The sequence below is a fragment of the Streptomyces sp. NBC_00075 genome, assembly GCF_045041225.1.
In the GTDB taxonomy this organism is placed as follows: Bacteria; Actinomycetota; Actinomycetes; order Streptomycetales; family Streptomycetaceae; genus Streptomyces; species Streptomyces adonidis.
This window is the reverse complement of the sequence record NZ_CP108243.1, coordinates 1,930,146-1,953,714: the sequence shown is the minus strand read 5'-3', so window position 1 is coordinate 1,953,714 and position 23,569 is coordinate 1,930,146. Positions and strand designations below refer to the sequence as shown.

20 protein-coding genes and 1 pseudogene are annotated in these 23,569 nt (G+C 69.4%); 12 read left to right on the top strand and 9 right to left on the bottom strand.

Features of this window, described 5'->3' with window-relative positions; all coding sequences use genetic code 11:
* The first annotated feature begins 34 nt into the window (after nt 1-34).
* The 4 genes from OG787_RS08410 (at nt 35) to OG787_RS08395 (ending at nt 3,903) form a co-directional block, all read left to right on the top strand.
* Nucleotides 35-1,375, top strand: a complete 1,341-nt coding sequence (locus tag OG787_RS08410; RefSeq protein WP_405534755.1) for an MFS transporter — start codon at nt 35-37, stop codon at nt 1,373-1,375.
* An 86-nt stretch (nt 1,376-1,461) separates the two neighbouring features.
* On the top strand, nt 1,462-2,247 hold the full coding sequence (locus OG787_RS08405) for an alpha/beta fold hydrolase (protein WP_405534754.1): 786 nt from the start codon (nt 1,462-1,464) through the stop codon (nt 2,245-2,247).
* Between the two features lie 76 nt (nt 2,248-2,323).
* Nucleotides 2,324-2,620, top strand: coding sequence for a hypothetical protein (locus tag OG787_RS08400; RefSeq protein ID WP_405534753.1), 297 nt, complete (start codon nt 2,324-2,326; stop codon nt 2,618-2,620).
* Nucleotides 2,621-2,649: 29 nt separating this feature from the next.
* The gene (locus OG787_RS08395) at nt 2,650-3,903 is read left to right on the top strand and encodes an MFS transporter (RefSeq protein ID WP_405534752.1); all 1,254 of its coding nucleotides are present in this window, start codon (nt 2,650-2,652) and stop codon (nt 3,901-3,903) included.
* 84 nt (nt 3,904-3,987) lie between these two features.
* Here the strand turns inward: OG787_RS08395 and OG787_RS08390 are convergent.
* A pseudogene (locus OG787_RS08390) lies at nt 3,988-4,179 on the bottom strand (CorA family divalent cation transporter); the annotation flags it as partial.
* 310 nt (nt 4,180-4,489) lie between these two features.
* Between OG787_RS08390 and OG787_RS08385 the strand changes: the two are divergent.
* Nucleotides 4,490-4,678, top strand: a complete 189-nt coding sequence (locus OG787_RS08385) for a hypothetical protein (RefSeq protein ID WP_405534751.1) — start codon at nt 4,490-4,492, stop codon at nt 4,676-4,678.
* Here the strand turns inward: OG787_RS08385 and OG787_RS08380 are convergent.
* Nucleotides 4,668-6,473 carry an SDR family NAD(P)-dependent oxidoreductase gene (locus OG787_RS08380; protein ID WP_405534750.1) on the bottom strand — a complete coding sequence of 602 codons (1,806 nt, stop codon included), beginning with the start codon at nt 6,471-6,473 and terminating at the stop codon, nt 4,668-4,670. The two genes, OG787_RS08385 and OG787_RS08380, sit on opposite strands and share 11 nt — an antisense overlap.
* Before the next feature lie 110 nt (nt 6,474-6,583).
* On the opposite strand from OG787_RS08380, the gene OG787_RS08375 reads away from it, so the two are divergent.
* On the top strand, nt 6,584-7,210 hold the full coding sequence (locus OG787_RS08375) for a TetR/AcrR family transcriptional regulator (protein ID WP_405534749.1): 627 nt from the start codon (nt 6,584-6,586) through the stop codon (nt 7,208-7,210).
* Nucleotides 7,211-7,323: 113 nt separating this feature from the next.
* On the opposite strand, the gene OG787_RS08370 is transcribed toward OG787_RS08375, so the two are convergent.
* Nucleotides 7,324-8,967 carry a subtype B tannase gene (locus OG787_RS08370; protein ID WP_405534748.1) on the bottom strand — a complete coding sequence of 548 codons (1,644 nt, stop codon included), beginning with the start codon at nt 8,965-8,967 and terminating at the stop codon, nt 7,324-7,326.
* Between the two features lie 181 nt (nt 8,968-9,148).
* Between OG787_RS08370 and OG787_RS08365 the strand changes: the two genes are divergently transcribed.
* Nucleotides 9,149-10,546, top strand: coding sequence for an ROK family protein (locus OG787_RS08365; protein ID WP_405534747.1), 1,398 nt, complete (start codon nt 9,149-9,151; stop codon nt 10,544-10,546).
* A gap of 242 nt (nt 10,547-10,788) precedes the next feature.
* On the opposite strand, the gene OG787_RS08360 is transcribed toward OG787_RS08365, so the two are convergent.
* The 3 genes from OG787_RS08360 to OG787_RS08350 all read right to left on the bottom strand — a co-directional run bounded on the left by OG787_RS08360 (nt 10,789) and on the right by OG787_RS08350 (nt 13,805).
* A complete protein-coding gene (locus OG787_RS08360) occupies nt 10,789-11,622 on the bottom strand; it encodes a hypothetical protein (protein ID WP_405534746.1) in 834 nt (277 codons plus the stop codon).
* Entirely contained in the window at nt 11,619-12,887 is a 1,269-nt protein-coding gene (locus tag OG787_RS08355) for an NADH:flavin oxidoreductase (protein WP_405534745.1), read from the bottom strand. The genes OG787_RS08360 and OG787_RS08355 overlap by 4 nt, the downstream gene beginning before the upstream one ends.
* Nucleotides 12,888-12,977: 90 nt before the next feature.
* Nucleotides 12,978-13,805, bottom strand: a complete 828-nt coding sequence (locus OG787_RS08350) for an SDR family NAD(P)-dependent oxidoreductase (protein WP_405534744.1) — start codon at nt 13,803-13,805, stop codon at nt 12,978-12,980.
* 274 nt (nt 13,806-14,079) lie between these two features.
* On the opposite strand from OG787_RS08350, the gene OG787_RS08345 reads away from it, so the two are divergent.
* On the top strand, nt 14,080-15,093 hold the full coding sequence (locus tag OG787_RS08345; RefSeq protein ID WP_405534743.1) for an AraC family transcriptional regulator: 1,014 nt from the start codon (nt 14,080-14,082) through the stop codon (nt 15,091-15,093).
* 271 nt (nt 15,094-15,364) lie between these two features.
* Here the strand turns inward: OG787_RS08345 and OG787_RS08340 are convergent, their stop codons facing one another.
* Nucleotides 15,365-16,171: a DUF2993 domain-containing protein gene (locus OG787_RS08340; protein ID WP_405534742.1), complete on the bottom strand. Its 807-nt coding sequence runs from the start codon at nt 16,169-16,171 to the stop codon at nt 15,365-15,367.
* Nucleotides 16,054-16,821 carry a TetR/AcrR family transcriptional regulator gene (locus OG787_RS08335; RefSeq protein ID WP_405534741.1) on the bottom strand — a complete coding sequence of 256 codons (768 nt, stop codon included), beginning with the start codon at nt 16,819-16,821 and terminating at the stop codon, nt 16,054-16,056. The genes OG787_RS08340 and OG787_RS08335 overlap by 118 nt, the downstream gene beginning before the upstream one ends.
* A 112-nt stretch (nt 16,822-16,933) precedes the next feature.
* Here OG787_RS08335 and OG787_RS08330 point away from each other — a divergent pair, with 112 nt between their 5' ends.
* The gene (locus OG787_RS08330) at nt 16,934-18,535 is read left to right on the top strand and encodes an MFS transporter (protein WP_405534739.1); all 1,602 of its coding nucleotides are present in this window, start codon (nt 16,934-16,936) and stop codon (nt 18,533-18,535) included.
* 375 nt (nt 18,536-18,910) lie between these two features.
* Here the strand turns inward: OG787_RS08330 and OG787_RS08325 are convergent, their stop codons facing one another.
* Nucleotides 18,911-19,549: a TetR family transcriptional regulator gene (locus OG787_RS08325; RefSeq protein WP_405534738.1), complete on the bottom strand. Its 639-nt coding sequence runs from the start codon at nt 19,547-19,549 to the stop codon at nt 18,911-18,913.
* 130 nt (nt 19,550-19,679) lie between these two features.
* Between OG787_RS08325 and OG787_RS08320 the strand changes: the two genes are divergently transcribed.
* From OG787_RS08320 to OG787_RS08310, 3 genes are read left to right on the top strand one after another with little or no spacing between them, the layout of a single operon-like run.
* Entirely contained in the window at nt 19,680-21,281 is a 1,602-nt protein-coding gene (locus tag OG787_RS08320; protein ID WP_405534737.1) for a bifunctional 3-(3-hydroxy-phenyl)propionate/3-hydroxycinnamic acid hydroxylase, read from the top strand.
* 8 nt (nt 21,282-21,289) lie between these two features.
* Nucleotides 21,290-22,162, top strand: coding sequence for an alpha/beta fold hydrolase (locus OG787_RS08315; protein ID WP_405534736.1), 873 nt, complete (start codon nt 21,290-21,292; stop codon nt 22,160-22,162).
* Entirely contained in the window at nt 22,159-23,166 is a 1,008-nt protein-coding gene (locus OG787_RS08310; protein ID WP_405534735.1) for a VOC family protein, read from the top strand. Before OG787_RS08315 ends, OG787_RS08310 begins: the two co-directional genes overlap by 4 nt.
* Nucleotides 23,167-23,569: the final 403 nt, after the last annotated feature.

The window sequence follows — 23,569 nt, the reverse complement described above, 5'->3', positions numbered from 1 at the left end:
CAGTCCCCTACCGCGGATCTCCTGGAGGCGGCTCATGACCGACGTTCGACTTCCCCTGCGCGCACTCGTCCCGTTCGCCGCCGGTTCGGTCGGCATGGGCATCTGGGTCACCGTGCCGGGCATCTTCCTGCTGTACTTCCTGACCGACGTCCTGGCCGTGCCTCCGTCCGTGGCCGGCCTCGCGCTGTTGCTGCCGAACGTCGCCGACATCGTGACACACCCGTGGGTGGGCCGGCTTTCCGATGCCGACCTGGCCGGCACCGGCCACCGCCGGAGAGCGATGGTGGTCGGCTGCGTCGTGGTGCTCGCTTTCGTGGCCCTGTTCGCCGTGCCGTCGGACCTGCACGGGACGACCGCCGCGATCTGGGTCTCCGTGGCGTTGGTCGTCGGCAACCTGCTCTACTCGCTCTACCAGGTCTCCTACCTCGCCACACCGGCCGACCTGGGTATCGGCTACCACGAGCGGACCCGCCTCATGGGCTACCGCAGTGTCGTGATCATCGTGAGCGTCCTGCTCGCCGGAGTGGCCGCGCCGCTGGTCGCCGGCGACGATCCGGGCGTCGGCGACTACACGAGGATGGCCCTGCTGCTCGGCGCGGTCATGCTCGCGGCGATGCTGGTCGGCATCACCGGCGTCGCCCGCCTCAACCGGGCCGCGCCCGGCACCCCGGCCGAGCCGGGGCACCGGGGCGGGCTGCTGGTGGCGTTGCGCGACCGGCAGTTCCGTGCCCTGACCGCGTCCTATCTGACCGTCGCGATCACGATGAACCTGGTACTGGCCGGCATGCCGTACTTCGCCGAGTACGAGCTGGGCCGCTCCTCCCTCACGACCGTGCTCATCGCGGCGTTCATGGCGCCGGCGGTCCTGACCACGCCCCTGTGGGTACTGGTGGCCCGGCGTCTCGGCAAGCAGCGCAGCCTGCTCGTCGCCCAGGCCGCGTTCGTGGCCGCGTCGTTGGTGCTGGCCCTGGGCGCCGGGGCCGGCCTGCCCCTGCTGCTCGCGGCCGTGGCGGTGTTGGGCGTCTCGTTCGCCGCGATGCAGCTGATGCCGCTGTCGATGGTGCCCGACGTCATCGCCGCCGTCGGGCCGAACGGAACCGCCAGTGCGGGCAGTTACACCGGCGTGTGGACCGCCGCCGAGGCCACCGGCGGCGCGTTGGGGCCGTACGTGTACTCGGCCTGCCTGGCCGCGGGCGGGTTCGTGGCCAGTAGCGCGGGCGAGCACACCACGCAGCCTTCCGGCGCGCTGGCGGCCGTCCGCTACGGCTTCACCTTGGTGCCGGCCGTGCTCATGACGATCGCCATCGTGCTGCAACGCCGGTACACGTTGGACGAGCACGCTCACACGGAACTCACAGTGAAGCAGTCCCTGTAGAGCGCCCGGATTTCTGTTCAGTGCCCGTCAAGTAACCGGCTCTACGTTCATCAACGAGAACACCGGATACCGAAGGGCGTACAACGATGACGACAACTCGCAGAGGGCTGTTGGCCGGATCCGCAGCGGTCGTGGTGGGCGCCGCGCTCGACGCGCCCGCCGCACAGGCACACACCACGAGCAAGCCCACCGTGGTCCTCGTACACGGCGCGTTCGCCGACGCGTCGGGCTGGAACGGGGTCGCCTCCAGGCTCGTCCGCGACGGCTATCCGGTCATCGCACCGCCCAACCCGCTGCGCGGCGTGGCCTCCGACTCCGCCTATCTGGCCGGCATCCTCGCGACCCTCAGCGGCCCGCTCGTCCTCGTCGCGCACTCCTACGGCGGGATCGTCGTCACGAACGCCGCGACCGGCAACCCGAACGTGAAGGCGCTGGTCTACGTGGCCGCGTTCGTGCCCGATCAGGGGGAGACGCTGCTGGGCCTTCAGACGAAGTACCCGGGAAGCAGACTCAGCGAGGCGGCACTGGACTTCCGTCCCTACGGTGAGGGCCTCGTCGACGGCTACATCAAGAGGGAGTTCTTCCACGACGTGTTTGCCGGGGACCTGCCGAAGGCGACCACCGAGCTGATGTGGGCGGGCCAGCGGCCGGCGGACGTGCGCACCCTCGGGGAGCCGTCCGGCGCCCCGGCCTGGAAGACCGTTCCGTCCTGGTATCTCGTGGGCCGCGACGACCAGGTGCTGCCCCCGGCGGCACAGCGGTTCATGGCGCGCCGGGCCGGCGCACACACCTTCGAGGCCGACACCTCGCATGTCGCGATGATCGCGCGGCCCGCGGCTACGGCCGCCCTCATCAAGCGCGCCGCGCGCTGACACCACCGAGCCGACGAAGCCAGGAGGGGACGGCGATGTTCGAGAGGCTGGGCCGGACGATCGTCAGCTGACGGTGGTGGGTGATCGGCCTGGCCGCGGCCTTCCTGGCGCTGGGCGGCATCTGGGGCACGGGGTCCTCGGCTCGCTGACCACCGGAGGGTTCGACGATCCGGTCGGCCAGAGCTCGCGCGCGGCCGCACGTGCCGAGGCGACGCTGGGCCGGACCGGCAACGACGGGCCTGCTCGGAACGCGAACTGGTGGGCGCCGGCGCCCCTGCGGCGCTTCTACGCCCGCGACGGCCTCCGGGAGGGCGACGACCCGCCCCCCACGCCTGATCTCCGTCCCGCACCGGCCAGTACGCCGACCAACTGACCCTCCTGCCAAGGACGAGAGGCGAGACGATGCATCAGCGCGCATACGACAGCCAGTGCACTGCCGAGGAGCAGCGGCACACCTCCGCGAAGTCGCCCATCAGGAATCCGAGATTGACGTTGTTCGCACTGGCGTTGGGCACCTTCGCGATCGGCGCCGGCGAGTTCGGCAGCAACGGCATCATCCAGCTGTTCGCGTCCGACCTCGACGTGTCCGTTCCGGTCGCGACCTACGCGATCACCGCGTATGCCTTCGGGGTGATGATCGGCTCTCCGGCGATCACCCTGCTCGCCGCCCGGGTCAACCGGCGCACTCTGCTGCTCGGCCTGATCGGGCTGTTCCTGGTCGGCAACGGACTCTCCGCCCTGGCGCCGGACATCGCGTCGTTCGTCGTCTTCCGGTTCGTCGCGGGCAGCGTGCAGGGTGCGTTCTTCGGCGCCGGGGCCGTCGTCGCCGCGTACGTGTACGGGCCGGGCAAGGGCGGCAAGGCGTTCGCCACCGTGATGGGAGGACTCACCGTCGCCACCATCGCCGGGTCGCCGCTCGGTACCTTCATCGGCCAGCACGCCGGCTGGCGCGCCATGTACGGGACCGTGGTCGCCGTCGGCCTGCTCGCCGGAGCCGCCCTGCTGGCCTGGCTGCCGCGCACCGACGACCTGCGCGGCAGCTCCCTCACGGGCGAACTGGGCGCCCTCCGGCGGCGGGGCGTCTGGCTGATGGTCACCGTCGCGGCGCTCGGTGTCTCCAGCATCTTCGCCGTCTACACGTTCATCGGCCCGTTCGTCACCGATGCGGCGCTGCGGGACGCCTCGCTCATCCCGATCGCGCTCGCCGTCTTCGGCCTCGGCATGGCGGTCGGCAACCACGTCGGCGGACGTGTCGCCGACCGGTACGAGAACCGGGGTCTGATCCTGGGCTACGGCGGTGCGCTGGCGTTCCTGGTGCTGATCGGCGTGGCAGGCGCAGAGCTGGTGGTTCTGCTGCCCTGCCTGTTCGGCGTCGGCGCGACCATGATGTTCGCCATCCCCACCATCCAGGTCCGGTTGACCAGCTTCGCACCGGACGCCCCGACCCTGATGGGAACGCTCAACCTGGCCGCCCTCAACCTGGCCAACTGTCTTGGCGCGATCGGCGGAGCGGTCGCCCTCGACGCCGGCTGGGGGACCCTGTCCACCGTGTGGGCCGGCTTCGTTCTCACCACCGCGGGCCTGCTCCTGTACGTCATGACCGTCGCCCGGGTGAAGCCGGCGCCCGTTCCGGTCGGCTCGCCGAGTACGGCGTGACGTCCAGAGCCGTCGCAGAGGTGCTCGGTCCCACCTGTCGAACCGACGGACGTCCGGTCGGTCTCGTCAGTCGAGTCCTCAACCCTAGAGCCAGTCCCGCCGCTTGAAGATCAGGTACAGACTCACGCAGACGACCCCCATCAGACCGATCGCGAACGGATACCCGAAGCTCCAGCCCAGCTCCGGCATGTCCTCGAAGTTCATGCCGTAGATGGTCCCGACGAGCGTCGGGGCGAACAGAATGGCCGCCCACGACGAGATCTTCTTGAAGTTGTCTACTTGGCGGCTCTGACCTGCGGCGATACGGTTTCAGGCGCCTCTGACCTGCGCGGATGGCTCTTTCCGCGTCTTTCAGTGGCATGCCGCGTTACGCAGCTGATTCTCCCCACGCGCTCCCCAGCGTCGCCCGTACTCCCCAGATTCTCCCCAGAGAGCCGCCTGTGGGAGAGCCGGTGTGATGCTGTGGCGGTATTCGAGGCGTGATGGGCACCGCTCACCTTCCGTTACCGCCAGACTCGCGGCGGTCTCTGGTCGTTCGATGGAAAACGGGCAGCCTCACCACGATGATGCGTCGTATCTTCTCAGCATGTCTTCGTACCGTCGCGACCTGGTCAGTCGTGCCACCCGTAACGAGTTTCGCTCCCTGGCCACCGACATGACGGTCCGCTTGGTCGCGGAAGCGTGGCAAAACCACAACTTCGCGCCCGTCCCGGAAGACGAACTGGCTTATGACGACACGAGTGTGCGGCGGGTCACGATCGCCCCTATGCGCTGAGCCTGTCCAGGCCGAAGCGATTGCTCAGGATCGCGTCGATCCGGCGGGAGGGCAGGAATGGCTTGAGCAGGGTGTAGGGCCACACTTCGCGGCCGAGCCTCAGCCTGATGGGGGGCTTGTCGGACAGCACGGCGTCGGCGACCTTCCGGGCGAATGCATCGGCCGGCATGGCGTTGCTGGTCTGCGATCCCTGGGCGCGGGAGGTCATCGCGTCACGCAGTCTGAAGTACCGCGAATCCGCTGAGATGCGAGCGGTCAGGCCGGCGGTCGCGGTGTCGCCGAAGCGGGTGCGAATCTGGTTCGGTTCGATGCGCACGACGGCGATTCCGAAGGGTGCGAGCTCCATCCGCATGGCATCGGTGAGCGCATGGACCGCGGACTTGGTGGAGCAGTAGACGCCGGCGAAGGGTGAGGTCAGCAGCCCTGAGGTCGATCCGATGTTCACGATGGTGCCTCTACCGGCTTCGATCATGCCCTGAGCCAACTGTTGTGTGGTCGTGAGCAGGCCGAAGACGTTCACCTCGTACTGTCGGCGCACATCGGCGATCGGCATCTCGATCACCGGGCCCATGGCGCCGTAGCCGGCGTTGTTGACCAGCAGGTCCACCGTTTCACCGTCTGCGGCGAGGCGTTTGATCAATGCGTTCACGCTCGCGGGGTCGGTGACGTCGAGGGCGGCGACCCGCAGTCCGGCGGCGGCCAGGTCGTTCATGGCCTCCGCCTTCAGTCCAGTCGCGTACACGGTGCGGCCGCGGCGGTGCAACTCCCTGGCCAGTTCCTTGCCGATGCCGGAGTCGCAGCCGGTCACCACGGCCACGCCCCGCTTGTCCTCGGAGGTACGGCGCGGACGCGCACCAAGGGTGTTGGTGAGCGTGACCGGTTCCCCGGCCGCCAGATCGAGCTCAAGGTGAACCTCGTCGCCGGGACGGGGGAAGCGGCGCATCTCCAGCCCGCAGCAGCCCGGCAGAGTGCCGCTCGACAGAATCTCGCCGGGGCCGAGGGACTCACCGCGTGCGGCATAGGCAACGGCTGCCCCCAGGTCATGCAGGGGTGAGGCGGTGCTGCCCTGCGCCCATACTTCCCCGTTGACCAGCGCCCGGCCGGTCAGGTCGCGCCACCGGGGCAGAACTTCGTCGGCCGTCACCACCACCGCCGACATGGCACCGGCGAACGTCTTGGCCTTCACCACGCCGCCGAACGTGCCGCGCCGGGTGTCGTCCCACTGGGTGTCACGGGCGCTCCAGTCGTTCATGACGACGAAGCCGCCGATGGCGGCCAGTCCCTCGGCCGGCGTGCAGTCCCTGACCTCGCGGGCGATGACGACGCCCAACTCCAGCTCGAAGTCAAGGACCTGGGCGAACGACGGCCATGCCACGTCGGCTCCGTCCGGCAGCACCGAGCGGTGATTGCCCATGTAGAACTGCGGCTCGCGGTAGTAGTTGGCCTTGGGGCGCAACGGAGGCAGTACGCGACCGGTCACCGCCTCGAATCCCCGCGTCAGCCGACGGACGCCCGATGAGCCGAACACGGCGACCATGCCCCTCGCCCCATTGACCATGTGGGACTCCCACAGGGCGAACGCGCGCAGCGAAGCCGGCGCGAACGGCAGCCCACCCGGCGCCCGGCCCGAGGCCCGCTCCGGATCGGCGAACACGCGCTCGGCCTCACGCACCGCTTCTTCCCCGTCGGCCAGGAAGGCCAGCAGGTCGTGGTTCCACCGCTCGCCGACAACGACCCACTCCTTGCCGTCCGGGTCCCACGCGACCAGCGCCCCGCGGTCCATCCCCAGTCTCATGCGATACTCCCGGCCAGAAGGTTACGATGTGTAACTTACGGATCGTAAGTTACGGTTCGTAAGTTGGATTGTCAATGAGCCCGCCAGGTACGGAACCATTCGGAGGACACGTGGCCGTCGCAGCACGCCGACGCCTGACCGGCAAGCAGCGGGAAGAGCAGCTGCTCGACGTCGCCGAGGACCTGTTCACCGAGCGCGGTTACGAAGGCGTCTCCGTCGAGGACATCGCCCGTGCCGCCGGCGTCAGCCGTCCGGTCGTGTACCAGCACCACGGATCACAGGAGGGCATCTTCGTGGCGTGCGTGCGACGGGCCCGCCATGAGTTCGAGGACACCCTTGTCACGGCGATCGCGACGGCCGGTGGCGACATGGACGAGTTGATCACCGCCGGAGGCCGCGTCTTCCTCGAACTCGTCGCCAACGACCCACGCCGGTGGGCGCTGCTGTTCACCTCCTCCTCCGGGCTCGGCGGCGACATGGCCGAACAGCTCATCAAGCTCCGGCGGCAGACCATCGAGCGCATCGCGGACGTTGCCTCGCCCTATCCCGTAGGGCTCGATCGACCAAGCCTCCTGGCGGCCGCCCACGTCATCTCGGGTATCGGTGAGCAGCTCGGCCACTGGTGGCTGGCCCACCCCGAGGAGGAGCTCGACCACGTGCTGCGGATGTACGTCGCCGCTGTCGGCGGTGCGGTGCGCGGGTTGCTCGCCGTGTACGAGGACGTCAACCGCCCCTGAGGCGGGCCGACTGCATCAAGGCACGCCGAAGGGCCCCACCGTAAACGGTGGGGCCCTTCGGTGACGTACTCGGTGAGACGCCGGCGACTCGTTACGGGGGTGCCCGACCCGGGCTACTTCTTGTAGCCGGTTACCTTGGCGACCCACTCGAGGAAGTCGCCCGGGTCTTCGTTGGTGGCGTGGCCCTGGTCCCAGTAGAAGGAGTGGTTGACGTTGTCGCCGAGGTTGTCCACGGCGGCGGCGAGGTTGGCGGAGATGACGTGCGAGGTGTCGGTGTCGCTGGTGCCCAGCCGGATCCACCAGTGCTTGGAGCGGTTCGGGTTGCGCTCTTCGAGCAGGTGGTACATCGGGTTCATCAGCCGCAGCTTCTCGGGGATGTCGCTCGCGACGCGCGTGCTGCTCAGGCCCGTGCTGTCGTTCTTGGCGCTGTACGCCGTGAAGTGGCGCGACTCGGTCGTACCGGTGCCGAACTCGTTGTTCTCACCCGCAGACAGATCGAAGGCGTCGAAGGCCGGCGTGGTCTTCTTCCGCGCGCCCACGTGCGCGAGGTAGTCCTCCCACGTGAAGGTCGCCTTGCCGCCGGACCAGGTGATGAACGTGTTCTTGGCCAGGTAGGTCTCGCGGTCCGAATCCGACAGGGCGGCGAGGTACTTGGTCGCGGACGCCTGGAGATAGGTCTGGAGCAGGTAGTCGTCGTAGTTGCGGGCGGTCAGGGTTCCGTAGCCGTTCAGGCCGCGCAGCTTCAACTTCGCCTGGTACTCCGCGAACTGGGACTGCAGTTCCTTCGACACCGTCTGGTCGACGACCTTGCCGGTGGACTGGGTGACGTTGGTGCCCCAGTTCCACTCGTAGGCGCCGTCGGCGTGCTCCAGGTCGGTGATCGGGCACCAGGCGCCGGTCGCGAAGATCGCGTCGGAGGCCTCGGCGGCACCGGCCTCCTTCAGGTACGTGTCGTAGATCTTGCTGTCGCCGGACGCGCCGAGCAGGGCGGACGAGGCACCACCGGCGCTGGTGCCGGTGGAGACGATCCGGGTGGCGTTGCCGGGCAGGCGGCCCTTGTTGAAGCGGATGTAGCGCACCGCGGCCTTCAGGTCCACGATGACCGCCGGGGCCGTTCCGTAGTAGGTACCGGACGAGTCGGTCAGGCTGCGGCCGCGGGTGCCGGGCTCGACGACGACGTAGCCCGCCACCAGCGCGAGCTTCGCGAGGTTGACCATGCCGTTGATGGCCCCCGTGCCGCCGCCCGGACCGCCCGAGGGCATGCCGCTGGGTATCGACCCGTCGGTGGGCATCCCGGACGGCATCCCGCCGGTTCCGGTGCCGCCGCCGATGGCGCCCATTTCCAGCGCGGCCTGCCCCACACCCGTTGCGGTCGCGACGGTCGACGGCATGTAGGCGCCCACCGCGTTCGCCAGGACGATCGGCGCCCTGGAGGCGTCGACGGCCTTGCCGTCGATCTTGACGGGGACGCTGACGACCAGGCTCTGGTGGGTGTCGTCGCTGGGGTTGGTGACGTAGTTGCGGGGCTTGTAGAAGTGGTACGTCACCGAGTGGTCGGTACCGGACGCGTCCGCGAGCGTCTCGGTCAGTTCGGTGTAGTCGTCCTTGTCGAAGACCAGGGCGTCGGAGGATGTCGTGGAGCCCTGCTTGTCGCTCGACGCCTGCGCCGTCAGCGCGATGCCGCCGACCGCGGCGACACCGGCGGTCGCGCCGATCCCGATGACGACGTTCCTTCGCTTGATTGCCCTGTGCTGCATGGTCGCTCTCCTCATCACGCGGTTCATCGCCTGCCCTTTGTGTTGGCATTCGTGAAGCTAGTGATGTTTCGAGCGGATCGTCAACAATTTCGTCGACTTCTCAGGGAACCCTCAGCTAAATTTTTCAACGTGTGAAAAATATGGTTCCACGCTACCAGACCGGTCGGGGACAATCGGTTGCGTGATCAGTCCAGCCGACTCCGCGGACGTGCGCCGCGCCAACCTGTCCCTCGTGCTCCGCCATATCGAGGCGTTCGGCCCCTGTGCGCGCACCGAGATCGCCGCCGCCACCGGGCTGGTGCACGCCTCGGTGACTGCGCTGGTCGCGGATCTCATCGAGCGGGGGCTGGTGGAGGAGGCGGGCGCCGCGCTCTCGGGCGGGCGGGGGCGGCCTAGACGTCTGCTGCGGCAGGTTCCCGGGCGGGTGTGGACCGTGGCCGTCCAGGTGTCGTGGGAGTACGTGCGTGTGTGGGCCGCCGATCTTGGGGGTGCGGTGGTTCATGCGGAGCGGGTGGCGCATGACGTGCCGCTGGGGGCTCCTGGGCCGCCGGGCGGTCCGCCGGGGGAAGGGGCGGTGGGGCGGACGGCCGGGGCTGTGACCGGACCGGATGCGGGAGCGGTGGCTGGGCCGGATGCCGAGCGGCGAACGGGGCCGACCGGTGGGCTGATGCCCAGGTGGAAGGCCGGGCGGAAGCCCGGGCCCGTGGCCGCAATGATCGCCCGGGCCGTCGAGCGGACTGTCGCTCGGGCCGGGGGTGCGCATGTGGGGCGGGTTGTCATCGCTGTGCCTGGGCCGGTGATCGAGGGTGTGGTGGGGGCGGCCATCGGGTTCGGGTGGGGGGTGACCGATCTGGCAGGACTTGTCACCGGACACCTGCCTGACCTGGGTTGTCCGGTCGAGGTCGTCAACGAGGCGAACGTGGCCGCACTCGCCGAGTACCACGCCTTGGCCGCCGCCGGCGTCAGCCGGCCCGACACCGTCGTCTACGTCAAGGGCGAGATCGGAGTCAGCGGCGGACTGCTCATAGGAGGCCGTGTCCATCAGGGCAGCCATGGCATGGCCGGCGAGATCGGCCATGTCCCGGTGTCCCTCGACGGCCGGTCCTGCCTGTGCGGTTCGCGCGGTTGCCTGGACTCCTATCTCAGTCTCAGGGCCCTGATCGCTGCTGCCGGGATGGGCGCCCCGGCCCCGGGGCAACGGCCCGGCGACGACCGCGCCGAACTCAGCCGTCGCCTGCGGTCCGGGGACCCTCAAGCGCTTGCGGCGCTCGACCGCGCCGGCCATGCCCTGGGCGCCGCACTCCTGGCCGTCGCCAGCGCCACCGACGCCGGCGAGGCCGTCCTCGGCGGCTATCTCGCCGAGTGGGCGCCCTGGTTGACCCCCGGCATCGACGCCCGCCTCACCGGACGCCGCACCGAGATCCCGGGCGTGGGGCTCACCGTGTCCGTAGGCGTCCTCGGCGCCGACGCCACACTCCACGGGGCCGTCCAGGTGGGCCGGGACCGGATCCTCGACGACCCGACCACCGTGCCGACCGGAGATGGCGCCGCACCGATCACGGCTGTGCACGGCCGGTGAGGCCCGACGCCGGCCACCGGCCGTTGATCATCAATTCTCTCTCACACAGCTGAAACAGTGCCGGGCAGCCCATGCCGCCCACCTCTCACCGCCCGACTCGAAGGTGACGTCTGCCCGGTTGCTCATGGCTTCTCCATGCCATCCGTTTGCAGTCACTACCGTGACCTTGCCCCCGCGCCTGTGGGAGACGCCGTGCCGCCATCAACTGACCGAGCTCGCGCAGCCCCCCCGGGTGGCCTGCCTCAGGGCCGGACCGGAGCGCCCGTCCTGATGACCGGCTCGGTGTGCTCGACAGTGAATGCGTGGACGGCCGTCATGACCGTGTGCTGATCGGCGACCAGATCGGCGATCTGCTTGGACGCCAGGATCTCGTCCACGGCGGCGCGGTTGTCGGCTCCGAGGACGACACATCCGTGGTAGCGGCGGAAGGTCGGATTGTCGTGCGAGATGCCGGGCGTGGGATGCGGAAGCGAGGTCCAGGGCAGGAAGGTGTACGTGCGGAGGTCACGCGCACCAGCCTCGTGGAGCGCGGGACCGATGCGCTCGTGCACGTATCTGCGGAACGCGCGGCGGCTCAATCCGCGACGTCGTCGCAGCAGCAGGACGGTGCGGTGGCCGACGCCGACGTCGTGGCCGTCGGTCCACCAGCGGCCTCCCCGTGGGCCGGTCAGGTTTCCGAGCACCCGGTCGAAGACGTTCTGCTCGTCGAGGTACACCTCTCGCATATGGACCGGGATGGTGAGCGCGCCGGCCATGCTCACCATCCGGACCTCGGCGATGCCGTCACAGCGCCAGTTCGGGGGGACGACGGTGCCCACCGTAGGAGACGCGGGCCAGTAGCCGTGATCGGTGGGGGAGAAGTGATGCTGGAGGTATTCGGCGATGCTGGGCAGCCGCGCGACGATCTGCGCGTGCGGTCCTTTCCAGTACTGGCGGGCGACTTCTCTCGGCAGGTCCTCGCGGAGCCACACCGGGAAGATTCCCGAAGTGGTCGGTACCGGAGCCGTCCTACTCCCGGTGATCGGGCTGCCCAGGCGGGTGCCAAAGGGCTCGTGGTCGCTCGGGATGTGGTTCACGCCTGCTCCGTCCGTCGCAGCATGTGGTTCTTCTGGATGCGGATCGGCTCGACGTAGCAGTCGATCGCCTTGCCGCCGAAACGGGCGATGCATCCGTTGCGGTACTCGCACACCGGCCGACCCGGCATGGGGTCCTGCACGTTCCTGAACAGGAACGGGTCGGCGATCATGGCTCGGGCCGCCGAGACGGCATCGCAGCGGCCGCTGTCGATGGCCGACTCCATCCCTTCCCTCGTGTGGAACCCACCGACGCAGATCACCGGGATGTCCAGCCGCGCGGTGAACTGCTCGGCCTGGGGGAGGTTGAAGCCCTCGCCGCCAGGGGCGAGACGCTCTGCGACACGTTCGATGACGGGGGCGGCAGCCAGCATCGCCAGGCGTCGCCGACGCGTCATCGACATCCCTGAGCCCTCGGTGATCTGTCCGCGGATGAACCCTTTGTAGTGTCCCAGGATCATGCCCGGCCACGACTCGTAGTGCGCCCTCGAGATCTCGACCGCGTCGATGCCTTCGCCTTCCATCACCTTGGCGACGCGCACGAGCTCGGCAGTCGTCGCCCCGCGGCGCAGGGGGAGCATGTCGGTGCCGTTCAGCTTGAGCAGTACGGGGAAGTCGTCGCCGACGCGGGTGCGTATCGCCCGGTACACCTCGCGCAGCAGGCGCATCCGGTTGTCGAGGCTGCCGCCGTACCCGTCAGTGCGGCGGTTGGTGTGCGGGGTGAGGAACTGGCCGAGCAGGTAGCCGTGGGCGGCGTGGATCTGTACGCCGTCGAACCCCACGCCCCGGGCCCGCTCCGCGGCGGCCGCGAAGGTCTCCACCACGGCCGGGATCTCGTCCCGGCGCAGGGGCCTCGGTTTCGTCCCGTACAGGGGCTCGCGCACCGCTGACGCGGACACCGGTGCCTTGCCCGGGTCGGCCGACCTGACCATCTGACGGCCGCCGTGGTTGAGCTGGGCGATCAGGAGGCTGCCGCCGCTGTGCGCCAGGTCGACCCAGTCCCGCAGGCCGGCCTTCTTGTCGTCGGCGTCGATGCCCGCCTGACGTCCCGCGGACTTGGACTGCAGAGAGACGTAGAGGTTGCCGGTGACGATGAGCGGGGTACCGGCCCGCACCATCGGTTCGTAGAACTCGAGCAGTTCGTCCGTCACGTACCCGTCGTCGGTGGCACGGGTCTCGCTGGTCGCCGACTTGTAGAGCCGGCCCGGCACGGTGAGCGGGCCGATCCGCAAGGGGCGCAGGAGCGGGCTGGTCGGGGGAGTAGGCATCGGTGGCTCTCCTCTACCTCATGGATGCTGTGATGTTCGGGCGCGTCGTGGCCGAGTCGTCCACGACGGCCGGTTGCCAGTGCTGCCGGTTCAGTGGTCGGTAAGTGCTCGCGCCGCGACGGCCGCGGTGACGCGCTGGTAGGAAGGCCCCACGATGCGGACGAAGGCGTCGAGGAACTTCGCGTCGGCGCCGACGAGGACACGTGCCTTGTTCCTGCGGACGCCGCGCAGAATCGTCCGTGCCGCGTCGTCGGGGGAGATGCGGGCCAGCTTGCGGTCGAAGAGGTTGACCACTGCGGCTCGGTCGTCGCCGGCCGGCACACCCGCATTGCGTGCGATGGCCGTCTTGACGCTGCTCGGGTGCACACACGTGACCTTGACGGGGTGGCCGGCTGCCAGCATCTCCTGGCGCAGCGACTCGGTGAAGCCACGCACCGCGAACTTCGCCGAGCTGTAGGCACTCTGCCCGGGCACCGACATCAGGCCGAACAGGCTCGAGACGTTGACCAGGTGTCCGTCCCCCGACGCGATCAGGTGCGGCAGGAACGCCTTGCTGAAGTTCACCACGCCCCAGAAATCGACGTTCATGATCCGTTCGACGTCCTCGAGAGCGGAGCGCTCGAACGCGCCGTGGTACTCGATGCCGGCGTTGTTGTAGAGCTGATGGACCCGCCCGAACCGACCGACGACCTCACCGGCGTAGCGAAAGACGGCCTCACGCTCGGAGACGTCGACCCGCGCTGCTTCGACGTCGGCGCCGAACGCCTCGACTCGCCGTACTGTTGCGGCGAGCCCTGCGGTGTCGACGTCGGACAGGGCCAGCCTGGCCCCCTTGGAGGCGAGTGCGACGGCCAGCGCCCGGCCGATGCCGGAGCCCGCTCCGGTGATGACGGCGACCCTGTCTGCGAATGCGTTCACGCGGCTCGATGCCTTCCGATGGGTGCGGGCGGGCCGCAGGTCGATGGCGGGTGGGCTCAGGGCAGCAGCCCGACTGAAGTCGGGCGGTCACCCTGCCCTGTCCGCGACGCGTCCCGGCGGCCGGACCTGGCGTGTGACCCGCTGGCTGGCGAGCCTGTCCCTGGGCCCGCAGAGGCGTGTCCGCTACTCGAAGTAACGGGCGCCAGCAGTGAGTGTGGCGCGGTGCACGAGGGTTTGCTTGACATCATGCGACAGAATTTTTACTTTGCACGACATGGAACCATTGGTGCGGGCCGCGACCCTGCGGGGCTGGGCGAGTCTGGTCCGCCAGCTCGGCGGGAACCCGGACGCGCTACTCGCATCGGCGCGTCTGCCCGGTCAGGCGCTGGACGAGGAGGATGCCCTGGTTCCGGCGCGCGCTGCGATGCATCTGCTGGAGGCGTCGGCGGTAGGTCTGCGCTGCCCGGACTTCGGTCTGCGGATGGCGCATGCGCAGGACCCGACCGCACTTGGACCACTGGCCCTGGTCCTGCAGAACACGCCGACCGTGCGGGAGATGATCCAGACCGCGGCGCAGTACCTGTTCGTGCACAGCCCGTCGCTCACCCTGGCGCTGGTCCCCGCGGGCCAGGAGTTCCCCGGCCACGTCGCGATGCGCTTCGAGATGGTGCTCGACCCCCGCCCGCCCGCCCGTCAGGCGATGGAGCTGGGTCTCGCCACGGCCCACCGGCTTCTCGGTCTCGTCGTCAGGAGCGGATACCGGCCCCGGGCCGTGCTGCTGCCGCACTCGCCCGCTGCCCCGCTGTCGAGTTACGTGCGCTTCTTCGGAGCCGAAGTGCGACCGGAACGTGCCCACGGTGCCCTGATCATCGACGAGCGTCTGATGGACGTCCCTCTCCAGGACGTCGACGAGACGATCCGCCGGGTCGCGACCAGCTACCTCGACACGAACTACCCGGCGCCCGGCTCGTCCACGGCCGACCTCGTCCGCACCGCGATGGCGCGAACTCCCGGCGGGCGGGCGGGAGCGGGCCTTGAGCAGGTGGCGAGAATGCTGGCGCTCCACCCCAGGACACTGCAGCGCCGCCTGGCCGAGGAGGAAACCAGCTTCGACCACCTGCGCGACGAGGCGCTGAGGGAACTGGCGCACCAGTACCTCACGGAGTCCTCCCTTTCGATGTCGCACGTGGCACTCGCCCTGGGCTTCTCCGAACAGTCGGCCCTGACGCGTGCTTGCAGGCGCTGGTTCGGACAGACGCCGACGGCGCTTCGTCGCGGCAACCGGTAATCCCTCGCCCGCGGTGCCGATCCGGCCCAGCGGTACGGCCTCCACCGCGGACCGCCGCATCCCGGGTTCCTCGGTGAGCGGAGAGCATGTCGGTGTCGATCATGCCGGGCGCCACGTCCCCCCCGGCGATGCATTCAGGGATGGGGCGGTAGAAGCGCGAGGTGACCTCGTAAGGGCCGACTGCGGCGAAGGCGGCGAGCCAGGTCCGTACGCAGCCCCCACCTCGCGGGTGCTCAGGCGACGGTGGACGGCCGAGGGCTCATCCTCGTTCTCACGCCTGGCGATACGACGAGTTGTCCTGAGCCGAGTTGCTCTGTGACCCACCGTCGGGGCGGAACGTGACCGACTCGCCGGAGAAGCGGGCGCTGAGTCCGCTCGCCGTGGGGGTGACCGAGCGCAGGTGCAGGCCCTCGGGGACGTTCCGTAGTGGGATCGGCTGCTCGAAGATCTTGTCGAGCAGCGCTTGGGTGGTGGCCGGTGCGCCGCCCGCGACCTCGAAGTCCTTGAAGGAGACGCGGTTGCCGGAGACCGCCGAGACGGTGGCCGTCACGGTGACGTCGCTGCCGAGGGGGAGCGGGACGCGCGCAGTGATCCGGCCCGGGCGGGTGCCCTGGGAGACCTCCAGCCCGAGAGTGTGGGACACGTCCGTGTACGACAGGTAGGCGGTCGCCTCCGCCGAGTGTGCCAGTGCCTCGGTGTCGTCGTCGGACTTCGACAGTCCGTCCAGTGCGAGGTCGAGTCGGGAGACCGGAAGTGGGCGGTCGGGTCCGTCGGCGGGTATGTCGTGCGCGGTGATGTCCACGTGCCGCAGGGTGCCGGAGGCCAGTTGGGCCAGCACCGGGAAGCCGCGGACGTGGACCTCGGGCCGTTCAGGCGTGTCCATGCCCTGCTGGAATGCCTTCGCCGTGCGCGACTCCACGTGGGCCGCCGCGACCCGGTCGACCACGAGGGGCACGAGGGTCAGCGCGACCAGGACGACGCCGACGACGACCGGCCGTCGGGCCCTGCGGGGCGCCGCGGGTGGCTCGAATGACGCGTACGGGACGTCGTCCTCATATCCGTAGCGGGGCTGGCGCATGAGACTCCTTCAGAGGGGTGACTGTGCCCGGCGCCGTGCAGACGCTGGACCGTGGAAGCTGCGTCGTCCTGGTCGACGCCTGCGGCGATCAGCGCGGCGGTGGCGGCGCCGGTGCCGTCGTCGCCCCAGGTCCCGGAGTTGACGCTGTCCAGGAGTGCCAGCAGGTGTGCTTCGAGGGCTCTGCTGAGGGGGCCGGGCGGAACGCTGGTGTGGAAGACGCCCTGCCGCTGGCCGCGGGCGAGGATCTCGGCGACCGTGTCGCGGGCGGGGGAGAGGAGTTCGCTCACCCGATCGGCCCCCAGATCCCGGCAGGCGAGGGCGATGAGTGTGCGGTAGCGATCGCCGACCGGCCACAGGGTGAGGACAAAGAGCGCCAGGGCACTCGCCGGGTCGGGGGACGGCGTTTTCGCGACGGTGACCGCGAGGCGTATCCCTTCCCCCGCATCCGCGGCGAGTCCCTCGACGAGTGCGGTCCGGCCGGCGAAGCGGACGTAGACGGTGCGACGTGCCACGCCCGCGGCTTCGGCGATGTCGGCGAGGCTGCTGTCAGGGTTGCGGCCCAGCTCTTGCCCGGCCGCCTCCAGGATGCGTTCGCGGGTGGTGCGCGCCGTGCGGCGCTGTGGCGCGTGTGGGGGTGGTCCGTTGGTCACATCAGCACCTTTTGAAGGGGAACGGGTGGTGGGCCTCGGAGAATTTGCACATAGGTGAGCAATGAAATAATCTACCCATCGATGTGCAATTAACCCGCCCCTGGGAGCCCCCATGCCCTTGATCGCCACCACACCCGTCGAGAAGATGACGGGGCCGTATCCCCGCCGCTGGTGGGCTCTGATCGTGCTGTGCCTGAGTCTGCTGATCGTGGTCATGGCGAACACATCGCTGATCGTGGCCGCGCCCGACATGACCACGGACCTGGGTCTGTCCAGCAGTGATCTGCAGTGGGTCATCGACGGCTACACCGTCCCGTACGCCGCGCTGATGCTGGTGCTGGGCTCGATCGGCGACAAGTACAGCCGCCGTGGCGCCCTGATCACCGGCCTGGTGATCTTCGCGGGCGGCTCGGTGATGGGCAGCCTGGTCGACCAGACCGTACTGGTCATCACGGCCCGCGCGATCATGGGTGTGGGTGCCGCCGTGGTCATGCCGGCCACACTGTCCCTGCTGGTCGCGACTTTCCCCAAGCGCGAGCGAACGCGGGCCATCACGGCCTGGACCGCCACGTCCGGTCTCGCCATCGCCGTCGGCCCGCTGGTCGCCGGATGGCTGCTGGAGGACCACGCGTGGGGCTCGACCTTCCTGATCAACGTCCCCATCGCCGTCGTCGCCGTCATCGGCGCGCTGGTCCTGATCCCGCCGTCCAAGGCTGAAGGCATGGGCCGGATCGACTACGTGGGCGGTCTGCTCTCCATCGTCTCGGTCGGCTGCCTGGTCTACGCGACCATCGAGGGCCCGCACTTCGGCTGGGGCGCCGGCCCGATCGCCGCCGCGGTGGTCGCCGGTGTCGGCCTGGTCGCCTTCGTCGCGTGGGAGCTACGCCACCCGCACCCCATGCTGGACGTGCGCAAGTTCCGGCTGCGCCCCTTCAGCGGTGCGATGCTCGCGGTGCTGTTCTTCTTCTTCGGCACCTTCGGCGCCATCTACTACTCCACCCAGTACCTGCAGTTCGTCCTCGGCTACGACGCGCTGGCAACCGGCGTACGGCTGCTGCCGCTGGCCGGCGCCGTCTTCCTCGGCGCCGCGGTGACCGGGCAGCTGACCCCGAAGCTGGGCATGAAGCCGATGGTTGTGGCCGGCATGCTGATAGGCACGGCGGGTGTCTTCCTGCTCACGCAGGTCGACAAGGGCTCCACGTACACCGACTTCCTGACACCGATGATGCTGCTCGGCTTCGCGATCGGCCTGAGCGTGTCCCCGGCGACCGACACCATCATGGGCTCTTTCCCCGAGTCCGAACTCGGCGTCGGCGGTGGCGCCAACGACACCTCCATGGAACTCGGCGGCTCCCTCGGCATCGCGATCCTCGGCTCACTGCTGGGCACGGCTTACCAGGACAAGCTGACCGACCTGGTCGGCGGACAGCTCCCGGCCGATGCGCTGGAGACCGCCAAGGAATCCGTGGGCGGCGGCCTCGCGGTCGCCGAACAGCTCGCGAAGACCTCCACCACCGGCGCCCAGCAGGCGCAGGCACTGGTGGACGCGGTGAACGAGTCCTTCGCGCACAGCGTCGCGCACACCAGCCTCATCGGCGGCATCATCATGGCCGCCGGCACCCTGATCGTTCTCGTCGTCCTGCCGGGACGCAAGCGCGCCGGAAAGTCTGCTCAGGAGGATGCGGCGGAGGCGGAGCGCGCGGGCGTCGCCTGAGGCTCCAGGCGGGGCGGTTCAGGAGGAGGCCGCCCGGCGGATCCGCCGTACTCCTCCATCCCAGGGCGGCCGTGCCTGAGCGGCGCACGGCCGGGGCGGTGCCGGGAGGGGCGGCCGGCCGCCCTCCTTCTCGGCCGAGGTCGGGCAACGGGCGTCGACCTGGCGGGCGTCGACCGTCGGGACGCCCAGCATGCGCAGCGCCGTCTCGGCGAGGTTCGAGGGCTGTGAAGCGGCCCGAGTGGACTTGTCCGAGGCAGCGGGGCGCAGGACCTGATGAGTTCCGGGTGGGACTCGTCCATCCGCGTGCCGAGCCGGAAGCCCGCAGCGACGGGTTCCGTCGGGTCGTCGCACCCGGCCGGACCCGCTGTCAGGCGTTCAGAGTCGCCCCCCGCTCCTCGCAGCCATACAGATGGCCGCTTCATAGACCAACTGCGCGTGCAGCTCGAACATCGCGACGAGGTCGACGGCGTCGCCGACGACCTCCCGTTGGATGAACAGTCCGTCTGCGCCGGCGACGGCATAGGTGGTGAGCGTGCGTACGGCGTCCTCGTCCAGGTCTGGGGCCAGGATCTCGATCACCTCGGTGATCTTCCGGCCTGCGATGTCACGGACCTGGAGGAACACCGTCCGGCCCCGGGGCTCGGTGGGCCGTCGCTCCAGGGCGAGCATGAGACCCAGGCGCAGGAAGTCCGGGGCGTCGACGAGCGACTTCGCCACGTTCGCCGCCATGCTCGTGACCCGCTGCAGCGGCGTGCCCGTCTCTTCCCCCGGCAGTTCCACGGCCGCGAGCCATGTCTCGAAACTGCGCTCGATGACGGCGGCGATCAGATCGTCCTTGTCCTTGAAGTGCCAGTAGATCGAGCTCGCGGGCAGCCCGCACTTGGTACTCACCGCCGCGATCGACGTGCCCTCGTACCCCCGCTCACCGGCGATCTCCACCGCGGCGTCGAGGATCCGCTGCCGCGACTCCACCCCGTTCGCGCGCTTCTGGCGCGCCCCCTGCGGCCTGGTCATCGAATCCGCCCCTCCCTCAGTCCAGCTCTTGACCTCGTCGTGTACCCACTTTACCGTAGCGATTACTCTAATTGGAGTGAATGCTACAGCAAGAGCCGATGTAGTTCAGGGATGACAGTGAGGTGGCCTGGTGAGCGGAACCCGTGCCAGGGACAGAGCCGAAGACGAGGCGTATGACGTGGCCGTGATCGGCTACGGACCCACAGGAGTGACCGCGGCGAACCTGCTTGGGGCGATGGGTCTCAGGGTCGTCGTACTCGAGCGCGACGCCGAGATCTTTTCCCGGGCCAGGGCGATCTCCACGGACGAGGAGGTCATGCGGATCTGGCAGCGCGCCGGTCTGGCCGAGCGGCTGAAGCAAGACATGCTGGCCGAGCGGCCGCTGGACTTCGTCGACGCCAAGGGCCGTGCCTTCATCAGCGCACACCCCAGCCCGCGCGGCCATGGCCATCCGCCGCAGATGTTCATCTACCAGCCGGCGCTGGAACAGGTGCTGCGAGAGGGCGTCGGCCGCTACCCGAACGTGGACGTCCTGCTGCGGCACGAGTGTCTACGGCTGCGGCAGGATGCGGAGGGCGTGGAGCTGACGGTGGTCGGGACCGCCGACGACTCCTTGCACCGGGTGCGAGCCTCCTACGTCATCGCTGCCGACGGCGGCTCCAGCCTCACCCGTGCCCAGCTCAATATCGGCTACGAGGGCAAGACGTACGAGGACCGCTGGGTCGTCATCGACACCGAGATGCTCAAGCCCTGGCCGGACCACGACCGGCTGCGCTTCCGCTGCGACCCCACGCGGCCTGCCGTGGACTGCCCGACCCCGCTCGGCCATCACCGCTGGGAGTTCCCGATCCTCCCCGGCGACGACGAGCAGTACCTGACCACAGACGACGCGATCCACTCGATGGTGTCGCGGTACGGGATCAGCCCGGACCAGATCAAGATCCTGCGGGCCACCGTCTACAGCCACCACGTTCGCTTCGCCGCCCGCTTCCGTATGGGCAGGGTCTTCCTGGCCGGCGACGCCGCCCACGCGATGCCGCCGTGGATCGGCCAGGGCATGGCCGCCGGAGTGCGCGACGCGGCCAACCTGTGCTGGAAGCTGGCCGCCGTGCTGCGCGGCGAACTGCCCGAGAAAGTGCTGGACAGCTACGAGGCCGAACGCAAGCCGCACGTCAAGGAGATCACCAAGCGGGCGGTGTTCGTCGGGCGGATCATCACCGAACGGCGCCTCCCGGTAACCCGCATCAGGAACACCGCACTGCGCGGCCTCAACCGCATACCGGGCTTCAGTAACTGGCTCCAGGACTCCAACTGGATCCCCATCGCCCACTACGCCGACGGCTTCCAGGCCCGCCCCCGCACCAAGGCGTCCGGCCACCAGATCCCGCAGCCCTGGGTCACCGGCCCCGACGGTGAACGCGTATGCCTTGACGACGTACTCGGCGGCCGCTGGCTGCTCCTGCACGGCGGCCCGTCCGTGCCCCAGCCCGCGTGGGACCGCGCCGGCGTTCCCTCGCTGACCGTCACGCCCGCCGGCTCCGAGCCGGCCGAGGGCACGGTCGTCGACAGCGAGGGCGTGCTGCTGCCCTGGCTGGCCGAGCACCGCGTGGCCACCCTCGCCCTGCGCCCGGACGCCTACGTCTACGCCGCCGCACGCACCGGCGCCCCACTCCCGCCGCCTCCCGCCGGTTTCGCTACGGCAGCGCACCCGACCGCCTCGATCGCCCCGTAAGGACTGCCATGACCACGCACGCCGAACTGCCGTCGATGCAGGAGTCCCTGCTCGACGCCGCCGGCAAGAAGATCTTCGTCGCGGAGACCGGAGAGGGCCCGCCCGTCCTGCTGCTGCACGGCGGCGGACCCGGTGCCTCCGGTGTCTCCAACTACGCTCGGAACATCGCGGAGTTGGCCAAGGAGTACCGGGTCATCGTCCCGGACCTGCCCGGCTACGGACGAAGCACCAAGGGCGTCGACGGCGCAGACCCCTTCGGGTACCTCGCCGACACGATCCGCGCTCTGCTCGACCAACTCGGCCTGGACAAGGCCCACCTGGTCGGCAACTCCTACGGCGGCGCCTGCGCCCTGCGCCTCGCCCTGGACACCCCCGACCGCGTCGACCGCATGGTCCTCATGGGCCCCGGCGGCATCGGCACCACGCGTGCGCTGCCCACCCCGGGCCTGAACAGCCTGCTCAACTACTACTCCGGGGACGGGCCCTCGCGGCTGAAGCTGGAGAAGTTCATCCGCAACTACCTCGTCTTCAACGCCGCCGACGTGCCGGACAGTGTGATCGACGCGCGGTACCAGGACAGCATCGACCCGGACGTCGTCGCGGCGCCGCCGCTGCGCCGCCCGTCCGGCCCGAACGCGCTGCGCACCCTGTGGAAGATGGACTTCACCCGCGACAAGCGACTGGCCCGGCTGCCCGTGCCCACCCTGGTGCTGTGGGGCGCGGCGGACAAGGTCAACCGCCCCTCCGGCGGTCCCATGCTGGCCGGGAGGATGCCCAACTGCGACCTGTACGAGGTCGCCAACACCGGGCACTGGGTCCAGTTCGAACGCGCCGAGCTGTTCAACCGGCTGTGCGCCGACTTCCTGGCAGGCCGCCGATGAACACCACCGCTTCGGTCTTCGGCGCCGTCCACCTCGGCTACGTCGTCATCGAGACCAACCGCTTCGCCGACTGGCGCCGCTTCGGCACTGAGGCCATCGGCATGCACCGCGACGACCTCGACGCCGGCCTGATGCGGTTCCGCCTCGACGACCAGGAGTGCCGCTTCCTGCTCCGGCGCGGGCTCGCCGAGGACGTCGTCGCCACCGGCTGGCACCTCGACGACCACGCCACGTTCGAGCAGATCGAGGCCCGCATCCGCGCCCACGGCGTCCCCGTCGTCGAAGGCACCAAGGAGGAGGCGGAGTTGCGGGGCGTCGAGCGTCTGCTCCGCTTCCCCGGCCCCAAGGGCATCACCCAGGAGATCTACACCACCCCGGTGAAGTCCGCCGAGCCGCTGCGGATGCTCGCCTCCGGGTTCGTCACCGGCGACTCGGGCATGGGCCACGTCGCCATCACGTCCACCAAGCCGGCCCAGTTGCGGGGCTACTTCAACACGGTCTTCGACGCCCGCCTCACCGACTACATCGACGAGACGATCAGCGGAGTCAAGCTCAAGATCCGCTTCCTGCGGGTCAACGAACGCCACCACTCCATCGCCATCGCCGCCGTCCGCGGCCTGCCCATCGACCCGATCCGCACCCGGGTGCAGCACCTCAACATCGAGGTGACCAGCCTCGACGACGTGGCCCGCAGCTACCAGCGGGTGTGTGAACTCGGCTTCGACATGGCGCTGTCCGTCGGCCAGCACACCAACGACAGGGAACTCTCCTACTACGCCCGCACCCCCTCGGGCTTCGAGTGGGAGGTCGGCTGGAACCCGATCGTCGTCGACGAGTCCACCTGGGAACCCAGCACCCACCAGGGCATCAGCATCTGGGGCCACACCCCGGTCGGCCAGACCATCGTCGACAAACTCGACCAGTTCCGGCTCGGAGCCCGCTCCCTCGCCCACCCGGAGAACGCCGTCCCGGCCCTCAGTGGCGCCGGTATCCCCGACGAGTGACAGCGCCCCTGTCGGGACCGGCGTCGACGCCGGTCCCGATCGGCGGGTGCGGGGCACATTTCCTTGCCCGGCGTGCCGCGCTGCCGGCCAAGGGCAATCGGCTGCGGCACCGTCCGCCATCCAGAGCCTCGAACCCATCCGCGGCTTCGTCGACCAGCTCCGCACGGCCCGTCTCGCATCGGGGCCGAAGCTGTCATTTTGTTAGCAATTTCGTCAGCGATCGCGCGGCGAACGCATGCCTCATCTGCGTAAACAGAGTTTTCGCCTACCGTCAGGCAACGTGATCGGCCCCGATCACACTTGACGCTTCCATCAGTTTTCTCCATGATCACCGCCTGGAGCGTCGTCCCCTCCCGCTCCCCGCTCCCCGCTCCCCGCTCTCCCCTCCTCTCCCTTCCCCTCC

Excerpts from the sequence above, each read along its gene's own strand:
- OG787_RS08410 (WP_405534755.1), top strand. The coding sequence starts at position 35 with ATGACCGACGTTCGACTTCCCCTGCGCGCACTCGTCCCGTTCGCCGCC.
- OG787_RS08405 (WP_405534754.1), top strand. The coding sequence starts at position 1,462 with ATGACGACAACTCGCAGAGGGCTGTTGGCCGGATCCGCAGCGGTCGTG.
- OG787_RS08395 (WP_405534752.1), top strand. The coding sequence starts at position 2,650 with ATGCATCAGCGCGCATACGACAGCCAGTGCACTGCCGAGGAGCAGCGG.
- OG787_RS08385 (WP_405534751.1), top strand. The coding sequence starts at position 4,490 with ATGTCTTCGTACCGTCGCGACCTGGTCAGTCGTGCCACCCGTAACGAG.
- OG787_RS08380 (WP_405534750.1), bottom strand. The coding sequence starts at position 6,473 with ATGAGACTGGGGATGGACCGCGGGGCGCTGGTCGCGTGGGACCCGGAC.
- OG787_RS08370 (WP_405534748.1), bottom strand. The coding sequence starts at position 8,967 with ATGCAGCACAGGGCAATCAAGCGAAGGAACGTCGTCATCGGGATCGGC.
- OG787_RS08355 (WP_405534745.1), bottom strand. The coding sequence starts at position 12,887 with ATGCCTACTCCCCCGACCAGCCCGCTCCTGCGCCCCTTGCGGATCGGC.
- OG787_RS08345 (WP_405534743.1), top strand. The coding sequence starts at position 14,080 with ATGGAACCATTGGTGCGGGCCGCGACCCTGCGGGGCTGGGCGAGTCTG.
- OG787_RS08340 (WP_405534742.1), bottom strand. The coding sequence starts at position 16,171 with ATGCGCCAGCCCCGCTACGGATATGAGGACGACGTCCCGTACGCGTCA.
- OG787_RS08330 (WP_405534739.1), top strand. The coding sequence starts at position 16,934 with ATGCCCTTGATCGCCACCACACCCGTCGAGAAGATGACGGGGCCGTAT.
- OG787_RS08325 (WP_405534738.1), bottom strand. The coding sequence starts at position 19,549 with ATGACCAGGCCGCAGGGGGCGCGCCAGAAGCGCGCGAACGGGGTGGAG.
- OG787_RS08315 (WP_405534736.1), top strand. The coding sequence starts at position 21,290 with ATGACCACGCACGCCGAACTGCCGTCGATGCAGGAGTCCCTGCTCGAC.
- OG787_RS08310 (WP_405534735.1), top strand. The coding sequence starts at position 22,159 with ATGAACACCACCGCTTCGGTCTTCGGCGCCGTCCACCTCGGCTACGTC.